Annotated in this window: 12 protein-coding genes; 2 read left to right on the top strand and 10 right to left on the bottom strand. The window is 71.2% G+C overall.

The features are described 5' to 3' along the window. Nucleotides 1-22: 22 nt before the first annotated feature. The 10 genes from OCU29_RS10610 to OCU29_RS10565 form a co-directional block, all read right to left on the bottom strand. Nucleotides 23-802, bottom strand: coding sequence for an ABC transporter ATP-binding protein (locus tag OCU29_RS10610; protein WP_261819903.1), 780 nt, complete (start codon nucleotides 800-802; stop codon nucleotides 23-25). Further along, a complete protein-coding gene (locus tag OCU29_RS10605; protein WP_261819902.1) occupies nucleotides 799-1,695 on the bottom strand; it encodes an ABC transporter permease in 897 nt (298 codons plus the stop codon). The genes OCU29_RS10610 and OCU29_RS10605 overlap by 4 nt, the downstream gene beginning before the upstream one ends. Next, nucleotides 1,688-3,697 (bottom strand): glycosyltransferase, encoded by a 2,010-nt coding sequence (locus OCU29_RS10600; protein ID WP_261819901.1) that lies wholly within the window; start codon nucleotides 3,695-3,697, stop codon nucleotides 1,688-1,690. Before OCU29_RS10600 ends, OCU29_RS10605 begins: the two co-directional genes overlap by 8 nt. After that, entirely contained in the window at nucleotides 3,694-4,908 is a 1,215-nt protein-coding gene (glf, locus tag OCU29_RS10595) for a UDP-galactopyranose mutase (protein WP_179613957.1), read from the bottom strand. The genes OCU29_RS10600 and glf overlap by 4 nt, the downstream gene beginning before the upstream one ends. A gap of 6 nt (nucleotides 4,909-4,914) precedes the next feature. Next, nucleotides 4,915-5,826, bottom strand: a complete 912-nt coding sequence (locus tag OCU29_RS10590; RefSeq protein ID WP_261819900.1) for a glycosyltransferase family 2 protein — start codon at nucleotides 5,824-5,826, stop codon at nucleotides 4,915-4,917. Next, complete coding sequence (locus OCU29_RS10585) at nucleotides 5,823-6,758, bottom strand: glycosyltransferase family 2 protein (RefSeq protein ID WP_261819899.1); 936 nt, start codon at nucleotides 6,756-6,758, stop codon at nucleotides 5,823-5,825. The genes OCU29_RS10590 and OCU29_RS10585 overlap by 4 nt, the downstream gene beginning before the upstream one ends. Nucleotides 6,759-6,964: 206 nt before the next feature. Continuing rightward, the gene (locus OCU29_RS10580) at nucleotides 6,965-8,155 is read right to left on the bottom strand and encodes an HNH endonuclease signature motif containing protein (RefSeq protein WP_261819898.1); all 1,191 of its coding nucleotides are present in this window, start codon (nucleotides 8,153-8,155) and stop codon (nucleotides 6,965-6,967) included. Nucleotides 8,156-8,405: 250 nt separating this feature from the next. Next, nucleotides 8,406-9,467, bottom strand: coding sequence for a 5'-3' exonuclease H3TH domain-containing protein (locus tag OCU29_RS10575; protein WP_261819897.1), 1,062 nt, complete (start codon nucleotides 9,465-9,467; stop codon nucleotides 8,406-8,408). 35 nt (nucleotides 9,468-9,502) lie between these two features. After that, entirely contained in the window at nucleotides 9,503-10,999 is a 1,497-nt protein-coding gene (locus OCU29_RS10570) for an LCP family protein (protein ID WP_261819896.1), read from the bottom strand. Between the two features lie 32 nt (nucleotides 11,000-11,031). After that, nucleotides 11,032-11,538 (bottom strand): acyl-CoA thioesterase, encoded by a 507-nt coding sequence (locus OCU29_RS10565; protein ID WP_261819895.1) that lies wholly within the window; start codon nucleotides 11,536-11,538, stop codon nucleotides 11,032-11,034. 23 nt (nucleotides 11,539-11,561) lie between these two features. Here OCU29_RS10565 and OCU29_RS10560 point away from each other — a divergent pair, with 23 nt between their 5' ends. Beyond that, entirely contained in the window at nucleotides 11,562-12,761 is a 1,200-nt protein-coding gene (locus OCU29_RS10560; protein ID WP_261819894.1) for an LCP family protein, read from the top strand. Then, the gene (locus OCU29_RS10555; RefSeq protein WP_261819893.1) at nucleotides 12,758-13,642 is read left to right on the top strand and encodes a crotonase/enoyl-CoA hydratase family protein; all 885 of its coding nucleotides are present in this window, start codon (nucleotides 12,758-12,760) and stop codon (nucleotides 13,640-13,642) included. The genes OCU29_RS10560 and OCU29_RS10555 overlap by 4 nt, the downstream gene beginning before the upstream one ends. The last annotated feature ends 78 nt before the right edge of the window (nucleotides 13,643-13,720 follow it).

Below are 13,720 nucleotides of genomic sequence, written 5' to 3'. Positions count from 1 at the left end.
GCCGGGTCGGCGTCAGGGTCGATCAGATGTCGGCGCCGAGCTCCTCGTCGTCCTGGTCCTCGTCGTCGGAGTCGTACTTGACGTACTTGATGCCCGCGTCGACGTCGCCGTCGAAGCCCAGGCGGCCGTCCTCGAGCACCAGCACGCGGTCGCACATGCGCCGCACGGAGCCGGCGGCGTGGCTGACGTAGAAGACGGTGGTCCCCGAGTCGCGGACCTCCTCCATCTTCTCCAGGCACTTGCGCTTGAAGGGCTTGTCCCCCACCGCGAGCGCCTCGTCGGCCAGGAAGATGTCGCAGTCGACGTTGATGGCCACCGCGAAGCCCAGGCGGGCGTACATGCCCGAGGAGTAGTTGCCCACGGGCGAGTCGAGGTGCTTGCCGATGCTGGCGAACTCGATGATCTCGTCGAGCTTGCGGTTGGTCTCGCGCTCGCTCATCCCGAAGACGGCGGCGTTGAGGTAGACGTTCTCGCGCCCGGTGAGCTGGGGGTGGAAGCCGGCGCCGGTCGCGATCAGCCCGGCGATGCGGCCACGGGTCAGGACCCGGCCGGAGTCGGGCTTCATGATGCCGTTGACCAGCTTGAGCAGCGTCGACTTGCCGGAGCCGTTGAGCCCCATCAGGCCGATCGACTCGCCCTGCTCGACGGTGAAGGAGACGTCGTCGAGCGCCTTGAAGGTGTCACTGATCTGCTGGCCGCGCATCTTCGCCACCGTCACCTCCTTGAAGGTGCGGTGGTAGCGCAGCGTGAAGGCCTTCGTGGCGTTCTCCACCACGATCGAGGTCGAGGGTGAGTAGCTCAATTCAACCGCTCCGGGATCTTGTCCTCCAGCGAGCGGAACACCAGCTGGGCGACCACCAGCACCAGGGCCGAGATCGCGAGCATCACCAGGCCGCGGGTGAAGAGGTGGTCGGGCAGCTCGGTGGCCGCAGTGGCCGCCGGGTCGTTCGTCGTGCCCACCCAGAAGGCGCGCTGGACCAGCAGCACCGCCTCGGCGAGCGGGTTGTAGAGGTAGTACTGCGCGAGGCCCTTGAAGCGCTCCTCGACCAGCGTGAACGGGTAGATCATCGGCACGCTGAAGCGCACGAAGTTGGTCAGGATGCCCACGGCGCTGGCGAAGTCGCGGAAGTAGACGTTGGCGACGCTGAAGAGCAGCGCGAGCGCCGTGCCCAGCGTCATGATGATGCCCAGGGCCAGCAGCAGCGCCAGCATGCCGAGCACGTCGGGCGTCCAGCCGTACGGCACGCACGCGACCACGAGGATCACCAGCTGCGGCGCCACGTGGTAGAGCGAGACCAGCATCGACGCGACCGGGAACATCTCCTTGGGCAGCGACATCTTCCGGATCAGCGCCTTGTTGCGCACGATCGAGCGGGTGCCGGCGTTGAAGGTCTCGGTGAAGAAGTGCACGACGATCAGGCCGGTGAAGATGTGGATCGCGAAGTTCTCGGTGCGGTCGCGGCCCAGCAGCAGCGTGAAGATGAAGACGTAGATCAGGAACTGGCTCAGCGGGTTGATGTAGGACCAGATCAGGCCCAGGAACGACCCGGAGTAGCGCGCGCTGATCTCGCGCCTGACCAGCAGCTTGAGCAGGTAGCGGTGCCGGAAGACCTCGAGCAGCCCCTGGGTGGCGGCCGGCGAGGTCAGGGGCGCGTCGACGACGTGGCCCGCCGGCGGGCGGGTCGACTCAGCCATCCGCGTCCGTCCGACCCTCGGTCCAGGGACGGAAGGTCTCCTCCCACGCCTCGGGCGAGGTGATGTGGCCCAGCTCGGAGCGGTACTCCTCGACCAGCCGCGGCCACTCGCGCTTGAGGCGCTCGTGGATCTGCACGGTCTTGGTCATCAGCTCGCGGAACATCTCGGGGTCGCGCTGGTAGAGCGCGGCCGAGGTGCCGTCGTTCATCGACACGATCGCGGAGTCGTAGCGCGCGAGGCGGTACCACTTGGCGTCCATCGCGCGGATCTCCGCCTCGGGGTGCGTGCGCGAGAGCGCGCGCGGCTTCTTCAGCTGCCGGATCGGCTGCAGACCGGCGCTGACCAGGGTCGCGAGGCGCCCGGGGACGGCGGAGTCGTCCTTGCCCTTGCGCGGCGGCTTGCTGCGGCGCACCGGTGCGAAGGCGTCGGGGTCGACCTGCAGCTGGGCGTCGGTGAACTGCTTGCGGGTCGCGTTGACCTCGGCCAGCTTGGTGGGCAGCTGGCGGTGCAGCGCCCGCGGGCCCTCGAGCACGTCGAGCAGCGCCTGGTGGCGGATCTCGACGGTCGAGTACTGCATCGCGACCAGGTGGGCGATCTGGTGGTTGCGGCTCTCGCGGATCATCCGCCCGCCGTGCGGGTACGGCGAGTGCAGCAGCGCCGCGACGAACCGGTTGCGCACGTGGAAGTAGGCCTGCCAGTCGAGCGCGTCGTTCTTGTCGGTCCACGGCACGTGCCACACGGCCGCACCGGGGAAGGTGACGGTCGGGTAGCCGGCCGCCTTGGCGCGCAGGCCGAACTCCGAGTCGTCCCACTTGATGAAGACCGGCAGCGAGAGCCCGATGTCCTCGAGCACGCGGCGCGGGATCAGGCACATGAACCAGCCGTTGAAGTCGACGTCGATGCGCTGGTGCAGCCAGCGGGTCGAGCGCAGGTTGCGCGAGGCGAAGTCCCAGTCGCCGAAGACGCCGGGCGCCGACTGCCACCAGAACCGCCAGGGCTGCACGACCTCGCCGAAGCTGTGCAGGCGGCTGCGGGAGTAGAGGTTGAACATGTGCCCGCCCACGATCGTGGGGCGCCGGGCCAGGTCGCCGAAGGTGACGGCGCGGATGATGCCCTCGGGCTCGCAGACGACGTCGTCGTCCATCATCATCGCGTAGGTCGCGGTGCCCTTCTTGACCGACTCGAGCTGGCCGCGGGCGTAGCCGCCCGAGCCACCGAGGTTCCCCTGCTCCATGATGCGCAGCAGGTCGCCGAGCGACTCGCGCGCCGCCGGCATCTCCGGGGAGTCGACCACCTTGTCGGTGCCCTGCTCCATCACCATCACGGAGTCGAGGTAGGGGCGCAGCGCCTCGTCGTCACCGACCTGCTGGAGCAGCTTGGCGCAGAAGTCGGGGCGGTTCATCGTGGTGATGACCAGGTCGACGGTGCCGTGGGCGGCCCGGTCCTCGGGCACCTCCGCGGTCCACTCGGCCGACTCCACGACGACCTCGTCGTCACCGGCCACGACGTCGTACCAGTACCAGCCGCCGTCGACGAACGGCTTGAGGGACAGCTCGAAGGTGAAGGTGCCCGAGGTCTCGCCGCCGGTGGTGGCGGTGTCGACGCGCTGGCTGTTGCCGCGCGCCATCGACTTGTAGACGATCACCGTGGCGCCGCGCCCGGTGACGGTGAGGGTCAGCGTCACCGCGTCGACGACGCTCCAGCGCCGCCAGTAGCTGGCGGGGAAGGCGTTGAAGTAGGTGCCGAACGAGAGCCGGTCGCCCGACGGGATGCTCATCGCGGTGCGCGAGACGATCTGGTCGGGGTGCAGCTGGGCGCCGGTGGTCACGCCCTTGCGCATCGTGGCCACGTTGAGCTCTTGGGCCTGGCGGTTGGAGCCGACCTCGTACTTGTCGGCGTCGAGCACGGCCGGCTCGGGGTCGACGTACAGCGGCAGCACGTCGAGGTCGCGGTCGACGGGCAGGACCTGGCGCTGCAGGAGCCGGGTGGTGGTGGTGCTCATGCGTCGACTCCTCCGCTGGTCAGGGTCTCGCCGTCGCGGAAGTGCGGCGCGAGCTTGTTGTCGAACATCGACAGCGCCGAGCCGATCGCCATGTGCATGTCGAGGTACTTGTAGGTGCCCAGGCGGCCGCCGAAGAGCACCATCGGCTCGGCCTTGGCCAGCTCGCGGTACCTCAGCAGCTTCTCGCGGTCCTCGGCGGTGTTGATCGGGTAGTACGGCTCGTCGCCCTCCTCGGCGAAGCGCGAGTACTCGTGGACCACGATCGTCTTGCCGGGCAGGTAGGTGCGCTCGGGGTGCAGGTGCTTGAACTCCAGCACCCGGGTGTGCGGCACGTCCTGGTCGTTGGCGTTGACCACGCCGGTGCCCTGGAAGTCGTCGACGTCGAGGGTCTCGGCCTCCAGGTCGATGGTGCGCCACGACAGGCGGCCCTCGGAGTTGCCGAAGTACTCGTCGACGGGGCCGGTGTAGACGATCGGCACGACGCCCTTGTACTGCTCGGCGACGTCGAAGAAGTCGGTGGAGGTGCGCACCTCGATGTTGGGATGGTCGGCCATCCGGGTCAGCCACGCGGTGTAGCCGTCGACCGGCAGGCCCTCGTAGGTGTCGTTGAAGTAGCGGTTGTCGAAGGTGTAGCGCACCGGCAGCCGCGTGATGATGTCGGCGCTGAGCTCCTTCGGGTCGGTCTGCCACTGCTTGGCGGTGTAGCCCTTGACGAACGCCTCGTACAGCGGGCGGCCGATGAGGCTGATCGCCTTCTCCTCGAGGTTCGTGGCGTCCTCGGTGGCGATCTCGCTGGCCTGCTCGGCGATCAGCGCGCGGGCCTCGTCGGGGGTGTGCGCCTTGCCGAAGAACTGGTTGATCAGGCCCAGGTTCATCGGGAAGGAGTAGACCTGCCCCTGGTACTTGGCGAAGACGCGGTGCTGGTAGCCGGTGAAGTCGGTGAACCGGTTGACGTACTCCCACACCCGCTTGTTGGAGGTGTGGAAGAGGTGGGTGCCGTACTTGTGCACCTCGATGCCGGTCTCGGGGTCGATCTCGCTGTAGGCGTTGCCACCGAGGTGGTCGCGGCGCTCGAGCACCAGGACCTTGAGCCCCAGCTCGTTCGCGCAGCGCTCCGCGACGGTGAGCCCGAAGAAGCCGGATCCCACGACGACGAGGTCGGGGCGCGACTGGTCGGTGGCCTGGGCAGGATCAGTGTGAGGTGCTGGCACGGTCGGTCAGTCTACGGACGATGGCGGCAGCCGGCGCATCCCACGCGCTGCGCGCATGGCCCGGATCACGTTGCCGGCCTCGGCGCGCCCTCCGCGCAGCGGGCTGAGCGCCACCACGGCCAGCGCGATCAGCCACGGCTTGGCCCGCACGAGCGCGTTCTCGCCGTAGCGCAGGTGCACCACGAAGAGGTTGCGGTACATGAAGAAGCCCTTCCAGCCCGCCAGGTCGTGCTGCTGGTCGAAGTCGAGCTGGCGCACCAGCACGGCGTCGCGCAGCGCCCAGATCCGGAAGCCGGCCCGCCGGGCGCGGACCGCGAAGTCGACGTCGTCGTAGAAGATGAAGTACGTCGGGTCGGGCAGCCCGACGGCCTCGAGCACCCGGCGGCGCACCATGAACCCCTCGAAGGCGACGTTCTCGAGCTCGACCCGCTCGGGCATCGCGTCGCGGGTCACCCAGTCGGTCTCGACCATGGCCTTCTTGGGCTTGATCGCCAACGGGTTGGCCAGGTCGAAGCGGGTGGCGGCCTTCTCGCACAGCCGCCCGTGGGAGTCCTCGCGCACCGCCATCAGGCAGTCCTCGTCGGCGGCCAGCAGCACGCCCAGGCAGTCGGTGGCGGGCAGCACGTCGTCGTCCATCAGCCAGATCCGGTCGACGCCGGCGTCGTACGCCGTCCGGGTGCCGAGGTGGAAGCCGCCCGCGCCGCCGAGGTTCTCGGCGGTGCGCACGACCTGCAGGCCCGGCAGCGTGCAGGCGGCCAGCACGTCGGGGGTGTGGTCGGTGCTGGCGTTGTCGACGACCACGACCAGCTCGGGCGCGGGGTCGAGGGCGCCCAGGCCCTCGAGCATCCGCTCCAGCAGGTCGGCGCGGTTGAAGGTGACGACGACGACGCCGGTGGTCTCCCGGGTGGTCTCGCTCATCGCAGGAACCTCTCGTGGCCGGTGAAGTCGCCGCGCAGCCCGGCCAGGGCGGCGCGGGCGCTGAGCACGACGCGGCCCGGGTCGCGGCGGGTGAGCAGGTAGAACCAGACCGTCTTGGCCCAGAACATCGCCACGTGCGCCCAGCCGCGGTAGTCGCGCAGGTTGACGGTGTTGTTGCGGGCCATGCAGTAGGCCTTGAGCTCGCTGGGGCTGTGGTTGTAGGTGGTGCGCCCGCCCATCATCGGGGTGCCGAGCTCGCCGACCGAGGGGTGGTGGACGCGGGCGCCGGTGACGGTGGCGATGCGGGCCCCGGCCTTCTCGGCGCGCAGGCGGTACTCGTGGTCGTCGCCCCAGATGAAGAACTCCGAGCGCGGCAGCCCGATCCGCTCGACCAGCTCGCGGGTCACCAGCACCCCGTTGAAGGGGATCACGATGTCGTCGAGGCGCCCCCGCGCTCCCCCGGCGCGCTCGACGTCGGCCAGGCGGTGCACCACGCGGGTGCCGCCGGGCAGCCGGATCGGGAAGACCAACCGGTCGGTGTCGGCCTCGTCGACGACCAGCGGACCCCAGAAGTCGAGCCCGTCCTCGGCCAGCAGCCGGGCCAGGCAGTCGTGCTCGGGCAGGCCGTCATCGTCCATCAGCCAGACCAGGTCGGCGTCGCGCTCGACGGCCCACCCCAGCCCGTCGTGGAAGCCGCCTGCTCCCCCGACGTTGCGCTCGAGCGTGCGGGCCAGCAGCGGCGTACCGGCACCGCCCGCCGCCTCGGCCAGCCAGGCGCCGGTGCCGTCGGAGGAGGCGTTGTCGACGACGAGCACCTCGTCGACCTCCGGCACCTCGCGCAGCCGCGCCACCAGCCGCTGCAGCAGCCCCAACCGGTTGAAGGTCACGACCACCGCGACCACGCGTCGAGGGTCGGGGCTGGGGCTCGGCACGGCCCACACCCTACGGCCCCCCACCGCTCGCCGAGCAGCAAGGAGCGCCAGCGACGCGCGTCGTCGAGACCCTGCAAGGACCGCGCCCGCCGTGCGCCGTGGGACGTCACCGTCAGCGGTACGCCGAGTCGGCGCCAGTTCCTGTCGTACGCCGAGTGGGCGCCAGTTCACGGCGTACGGCGTCTTGTTGCTGCAGGGGGTGTCTTCTAGGTGCGCCGGTGGAAGCTGACCTGGTTGTCCCCGCCGATCTCGGTCTCGTACTCCGGGTCGTGGATGCGTCGGTGGTGGTAGGGGCACAGCAACCGCCCCCGCTCCACCTTGGTGTGACCGTCCCGGCACCAGAAGTCCTCGTGGTGGGCGTGGCACATCGCAGGCGGGGCGTCGCACCCCTTCGCGGTGCACCCGCCGTCACGCACACCCAGAGCAAGCCGCTGCGGGACCGTGAACAGCCGCTGGCTGCGCCCCACGTCGAGAGGCTCGCTCCGGCCGCCCAGCACCACCGGCACGATCCCGGCCTCACACGCCAGCCGCCGCGCAGTCGCAGCACTCACCCGCCCACCGGTGTCGAGCGTGGCCGCGGCCAACCCACCCTGCAGCGACTCCAGCGTCATCGTCACCACCACCGTGGCGTTCACACCACCGGCCCGCGGAAGCCCAGCCGCATCGAGGCGCTCGACCAGCTCCACGAACGCAGCCCCCAGGCGCTGCGCGGTCGGACGACGTACGGGCACCGCCGCCTCCTCCGAACCGCCCTGGCCGCGCTGGTCGTCACCGGCGACACGGGTGGCGACCTGGTGCTTGGGGGCCGCGAAGGCCAGCAGCGCCCGCTCGAGCATCTGCCCCACGAGCAGCGGCACCGTGAAGGACCCCCTGATCCGGCCCTGGCCGTCCTCACGCATCCGGAACACCGAGCTCTTCTCCGCCTCGCGCTCCTCACGATCGAGCAGCTCGGCCTCCCACGCCTCCCCCACCTCCGGGGCGACCACGTCAAGCACCCGGCGACCCAGCACCCTGAGCGCCTTCGCGTCGTGCACCTGCGCGAACTCGACCAGCGCTGTCGTGGCCTCTCGGAGGACCGCCGGGTCGAGGTCGTCGGGCAGCGCATCCAACGACGTACAGATCACCGACGCCTGCTCCGCGACCAGATCCCCACGACCCAACGCCTCGCGCACCAGCACGTGACGCGCCAGTCCCTCGGCCAGGCGTACCTGACGGAACGACTCCCGCTTGGTCGACCGGGTGACGTTCGAGTGCCACACCGCCAACGACGGCGAGGCGTTGCGCTCCTGCACCGCCACCGCATCGGCGTGCTCCAGCAGCCGCGAGCGCACCTCGACCCATCGCGCCTCAAGCCGAGCGACCTCCGCCAGCACCTCGGCGGCCTCGCCCTGGCTCATCGCCCATGCCGACACCTCAGCGACCTCGTCCAGCACTGCGTGAGCCCGCGCGACAGCACTCCCAATGGGGTGCGCGGCGGTGGTCGACATGAGTGAAGTATCTCAGCCGCCACCGACAAAGCACCAGGTCAAACCCCGTTTTCCACAGGTAGATCGAAAATTTTTTCGACCCTGGATCGCGAGGCGCGGAAGTGACCGGTCGAGGGTTCAGAACTGACCGGTCGGAGGTTCAAAAGTGACTGCTCGGCCGTCAGAAGAGGGTGTCCTGGGAGAAGACGGGGGCGGCGGGGGCGGCGGGGGCGAGGCGGGGCGGGCTGGGGGTGGGGGCGGCGCGCCAGCGCGGGTCGGCGTACGTCGTGCGGTCGCGCTCGGGCGCGCCGGGGGTGGGCTCGGCGAGGGTCAGGGCCCGCACGGCGCCGTTGACGAAGAGGTCGTGGCGCCCGAAGACCGAGCGCACGGCCGACTCGTCGAGCGGCAGCCGCCCCGGCGGCTCGGAGCCCGGGGCGAGCCCGACGTCGACGGTGCGCGCCATGGCCATCACCTCGCGGTTGAGCCAGAACCGCTCGCGGGCCTCGTCGGTGGCCAGCGTGCGGGCGCGGGCCGGGCCCACCGCGGCGCGGCACCGCTCGCCCCCGGCGGCGGCGTCGGCGAGGGCGTCGGCGCCGGTGCCGAGCTCGGCGAGCAGCTTGGCGGCGGTCTTGGCGCCGAAGCCGGCGACGCCGGGCAGGTTGTCGGAGGCGTCGCCGCGCAGGGCGGCGAGATCGAGGTACTGCTCGGGGTGCACGCCGGTGACCAGCGCGAGGCGGGCGGGGTCGAGCAGGGGCGAGGCGTCGACGCCGCCGTTGAGGATGCGCAGCACCCGCGTGTGCTCGTCGACGAGGGCGAAGCTGTCGCGGTCGGAGGTGGCCAGCACGGTGCGCCACCCCAGCCCGGACGCCTGGGCGGCCACGCTGGCCAGCACGTCGTCGGCCTCGAGCCCGGGCGGGACCACCACGCCCACGCCCAGCTCGCGCAGCACCTCGCCCACCGAGCCCAGCTGCTCGACCAGGGTGTCGGGCTTGGGGGTGCGGTGCGCCTTGTAGGTGGGCCACCGCTCGCGGCGCACGCTCGAGGCGGGGTCGTCGAACCCGACGACCACCGCGTCGGCCATCGCCCGGTCGACGGCCGCGACCAGCTGCGAGAGCAGGCCGCGCACCGCCCACGCGGGTCGGCCCGCCGCGTCACGGAACCCGCTGCGCGCCGAGGCGTGGTAGGCGCGGTGCAGCAGGGAGTTGCCGTCGACGACGAGCACGGTGCGCGGTTCGGAGGACATCGCCCCCAGGCTAGGCGCCGGCGCCGACCGCCGGCTCAGCAGGCGTTGGACAGGTCGCCGGCCTGGTTGGCGGCGTAGCCCTCCGACAGCGAGCCCACCGACCCGCCGGTCACCGGCTGGGTGCCGGCGGCCGGCTCCTTCTTCGCCTTCGTCGTGGTCGCGGCGGTGCCCTCGGCCTTGTCGATGGCCGCGGCGACCTTGCGCTGCACGAGGTCGATGTCGGGGTCGGCGGTGTTGATCATCGGCGGCACCAGCGAGAGCGTCGACATCTTCTGCTCCTTCGCCTTCATCGCCAGGCCCATGAACCGGTCGAGCTCGGAGGCGGGCAAGTTGGTCGAGATCATCTCCGAGGACGCCTGCGCGATCTTCTCGAAGTTCTGCAGCGCCGACTGGGGGCTGACCTGCTGGAGCATCGCGTTCATCACGCACTTCTGCCGCGCCATGCGCGAGTAGTCGTCGGAGCCCTCGCGGGCCCGGGCGTACCAGAGCGTCTCGAAGCCGGTCAGCGTGCGGGTGCCGGGCTCGATGTAGTCGTAGACGTCGGAGCCCAGGCCGCCGACGGGGATCGGCTGGCGCACGGTGAGGGTCACCCCGCCCACGGCGTCGACGAGGTCCTTGAAGCCCTGGAGGTTGACCATCGCCCAGTAGCTGACCTCGAGGCCGGTGATGCCCTCGACGGCCGAGACGGTGGCCTCGATGCCGGGGTCGGTGTCGTCCTCGTCGCCCTCGAAGAGCTCCGCGTGGTCCTGGGCCCAGGTGCTGACGCCGTTGAGGTAGTCGGCGTCGAAGCCGTCGGGGAACTGCTCGGCCATCACCGACCCCTCGGCGAAGGGGAAGTCCTGCATGTTGCGCGGCAGCGAGACCAGCACCGTGCGGCCGGTGGTGGCGTCGATCGAGGCGACGGTCAGGGAGTCGGGGCGCAGGCCCCAGCGCCCGGCGCCGGAGTCACCACCCATGAGCAGCACGTTGAAGCGCCCGTCGGCGGAGCCGGCCACCTCGCTGGAGCCGAACATCGTCACGATCAGGTCGCGCTGGACGCCCACCAGGTGGGCGCCGAAGAGCAGGGCGCCGGCGACGCTCAGCGAGAGCACGCCGTTGACGCCGACGGCGGCGCGCCGGTGCGCCAGCCCGAGGCTCAGCGGCTGGCCCAGGCGCCAGGCGTCCATGAAGAGCACCGCCCAGCCCACGGCCCCGGCCAGCAGCGCGGTGCGCAGCACCAGCAGCAGCCACGCCTCCGAGCCCAGGCTCACGGCCCGGGACGGGTCGAGCAGCACCACGAACCCGGTGAGCAGGGTGACGGCCACGACGACCAGCCAGACCCGCAGCGCCAGTCGGCCGACGCGGCGGTTGCCGGCGACGAGCTGCGCCGAGCCGGGGGCGACCAGCGTCATCGCCATCAACGACAGGGCGCGCCTGAACCGCACCCGAGCAGCGCGGTCGGCGGCGCTGGTGCGTGCCGGGGCCTCCTGGCCGTCGAGCACCCGGGGGGAAGAGACGGGTGGCATCGAGATGCCTTCCTGCTGGCGGATCATGTACGTCCCAGCAGTATCACCAGTCCCAGCCGTCACGACGGTGCGCCGCGCCGACCCTCCTCGATCTCGCTCCGTCGGGCGAGGCGGTGCGCGCGCCGGATCTCGGCCTCGCGCAGCCGGCGCTCGTCCTCGGCGTCCTCGGGCAGCAGCCCCGGCACCGGCCGGGAGGCGCCGTCGGCGTCGACGGCCACGAAGACGAAGTACGCCGACGCGACGTGCAGCGACCCGACCGACGGGTCGTTCCAGGGCTGGGTCTCGACCCGCACCCCGATCTCCATCGACGAGCGGCCCGCCCAGTTGACCTGGCCCAGGGTGCGCACGATGTCGCCCACGTGCACCGGGCGCAGGAAGACCATCTCGTCGAGGGCCGCGGTGACCGCCGGTCCCCCGCTGTGGCGCTGGGCGACCGCGCCCGCCGTGGAGTCGGCCAGCTTGACCACCTCGCCGCCGTGGATGTTGCCCAGCAGGTTGGCCTGGCCCCTGGAGGTCATCACCGCGAGCGAGACGCGGGCGAAGGACGAGGCGCGGGGTGCGGTCATGGCGGCACGGTAGCCTCCCGCGCATGGCACAGCGGCCCGGAAGCGGGGACAGCGACGAAGAGCGCTTCAACTGGTTGTACGGCGGCCCCGGCAGCCCCGGCAGCGAGCCCGAGCCCGACGCCACCCGCCGGATGCCGGTGCAGCCGCGTCCGCAGCCGGCCTCCCGGCCCGCACCCCAGCCGGCCCAGCGACCCGCACCCCAGCCGGTCCAGCCCCCGGCCCAGCCCCCCACCCAGCACGGCCGAGGCGGGCGCTCCTGGCGCCCGCGCCCGCGGCTGCGACACCTGGTGCTGCTGCTGGTGGCCTGGATCGTCTTCCTCGTCGCCGTGCCGATCTACGCCTGGACCCGCGTCGACGACGTCGCCTTCGCGCCCGGCGGGGAGCGCCCCGACGAGCAGCCGGGCACGACGTACCTGCTGGTCGGCAGCGACTCGCGCGAGGGCCTGACGCCCGAGCAGCGCAAGGAGTTCGGCACCGGCAACGCCGCGGGCCAGCGCACCGACACGATCATGCTGCTGCACACCGGCTCGGGCCCCAACCTGCTGATGTCGATCCCGCGCGACTCGCTGGTCGAGGTGCCCGACCGGGGCACCACCAAGATCAACGCGGCCTACGCCTTCGGCGGTCCCAAGCTGCTGGTCAAGACGATCGAGCAGAACACCGGCATCCACATCGACGAGTACGTCGAGATCGGCATCGGCGGCTTCGTCGGCCTGGTCGACGCCGTGGGCGGGGTCGAGATCTGCCCCGAGAAGGCGATGCAGGACCCGCTGGCCAACCTCGACGTGAAGGCCGGCTGCCAGGAGGCCGACGGCGTCACGGCGCTCGGCTACGCCCGCTCGCGCAAGACCTACACCGCCCTGGGCGACGTGCAGCGCGCCCAGGCCCAGCGCGAGGTCGTCTCCTCGGTCGGCGACGAGGTGCTCTCGCCCTGGTCGGTGCTCAACCCGGTGCGCTACTGGCGCCTCAACATGGCCGCCACCGACACCGTCGAGTTCGGCAAGGGCATGACGCCGTGGCGGGCCGGGATGTGGGCGATGGCGATGACCCGCGTCAACGGCGAGAACGGCCTGACCTGTGGCGTGCCGATCCAGGACCTGGCGGTCAACTGGGACCCCGATCGAGCGCCCCAGATGTTCCAGGCCATCATCGACGACGACACCGACCGGATCGGCCAGGGCCTCTGCTCCCCGTCCGGACTGCCGAAGGGGACCACCGGATGAGCCAGACCAGCCACGACACGCTCGACATCACCACGGACGCCGACGGCGTCGCCACCTTGACCCTGAGCCGTCCCGACGCGCTCAACGCCTTCGACCTGACCATGGCGCGCGAGCTCGAGTCGGTCTTCCGCACCGAGCTGCGCAGTGACGACGTGCGCGCCGTCGTCGTCACCGGCGCCGGCCGCGCCTTCTGCGCAGGGATGGACCTCTCGGCCGAGGGCAACGTCTTCGGGCTCGACGAGTCGCTGCGCCCCACCCCCGAGGAGTTCCGCGCCGCCTACGACGAGGCGCCGTACGACAAGGGCGTGCGCGACACCGGCGGCAAGGTGACGCTGGCGATCCACGCGCTGCCCAAGCCCGTCATCGCCGCCGTCAACGGCCCCGCGGTCGGCATCGGCGCCACGATGACGCTGGCGATGGACCTGCGCCTGGCCTCCACCAAGGCAAAGATCGGCTTCGTCTTCGGGCGCCTGGGCATCGTGCCCGAGGCCGCCTCGAGCTGGTTCCTGCCGCGCATCGTCGGCATCCAGCAGGCCCTGGAGTGGGTCTACTCCGCCGACGTGCTCAGCGCCGAGCAGGCGCTCGAGGGGCGGCTGCTGCGCTCGGTCCACGAGCCCGACGAGCTGCTGCCCGCCGCCCAGGAGCTGGCCCGCTCCTTCGTGCGCGACCGCTCCCCGGTGGCGCTGGGCCTGGCCAAGCAGATGCTCTACCGCAACAGCGCGCTGGCGCACCCGCTCGAGGCGCACCTCTCGGACTCGCTGGCGATGTACTGGACCTCGCTGGGCGACGGCAAGGAGGGCGTGGCCGCCTTCCGCGAGAAGCGCACCCCGCAGTTCAAGGGCAAGTCCTCGGCGCTGCCGCGGATCCACCCCCGGGGCTAGGTGTGATGACCAGGCACGTTGGTCGAGATCGTGTGACGACACGATCTGATGTGTAGATGGGTGAAGACCTCCCGGTGT

This window comes from Nocardioides sp. OK12, from assembly GCF_024341885.1.
GTDB lineage: Bacteria > Actinomycetota > Actinomycetes > Propionibacteriales > Nocardioidaceae > Nocardioides > Nocardioides marinisabuli.
Note: the sequence above shows the minus strand (reverse complement) of the source record. Positions and strands in the feature narration are given on the sequence as shown.

What these genes read in the sequence shown, in the direction of transcription:
- OCU29_RS10600 (WP_261819901.1), bottom strand. Translation starts at nt 3,697, where the DNA reads ATGAGCACCACCACCACCCGGCTCCTGCAGCGCCAGGTCCTGCCCGTC.
- OCU29_RS10580 (WP_261819898.1), bottom strand. Translation starts at nt 8,155, where the DNA reads ATGAGCCAGGGCGAGGCCGCCGAGGTGCTGGCGGAGGTCGCTCGGCTT.
- OCU29_RS10555 (WP_261819893.1), top strand. Translation starts at nt 12,758, where the DNA reads ATGAGCCAGACCAGCCACGACACGCTCGACATCACCACGGACGCCGAC.
- OCU29_RS10605 (WP_261819902.1), bottom strand. Translation starts at nt 1,695, where the DNA reads ATGGCTGAGTCGACCCGCCCGCCGGCGGGCCACGTCGTCGACGCGCCC.
- OCU29_RS10590 (WP_261819900.1), bottom strand. Translation starts at nt 5,826, where the DNA reads ATGAGCGAGACCACCCGGGAGACCACCGGCGTCGTCGTCGTCACCTTC.
- OCU29_RS10560 (WP_261819894.1), top strand. Translation starts at nt 11,562, where the DNA reads ATGGCACAGCGGCCCGGAAGCGGGGACAGCGACGAAGAGCGCTTCAAC.
- OCU29_RS10575 (WP_261819897.1), bottom strand. Translation starts at nt 9,467, where the DNA reads ATGTCCTCCGAACCGCGCACCGTGCTCGTCGTCGACGGCAACTCCCTG.
- OCU29_RS10570 (WP_261819896.1), bottom strand. Translation starts at nt 10,999, where the DNA reads ATGATCCGCCAGCAGGAAGGCATCTCGATGCCACCCGTCTCTTCCCCC.
- OCU29_RS10565 (WP_261819895.1), bottom strand. Translation starts at nt 11,538, where the DNA reads ATGACCGCACCCCGCGCCTCGTCCTTCGCCCGCGTCTCGCTCGCGGTG.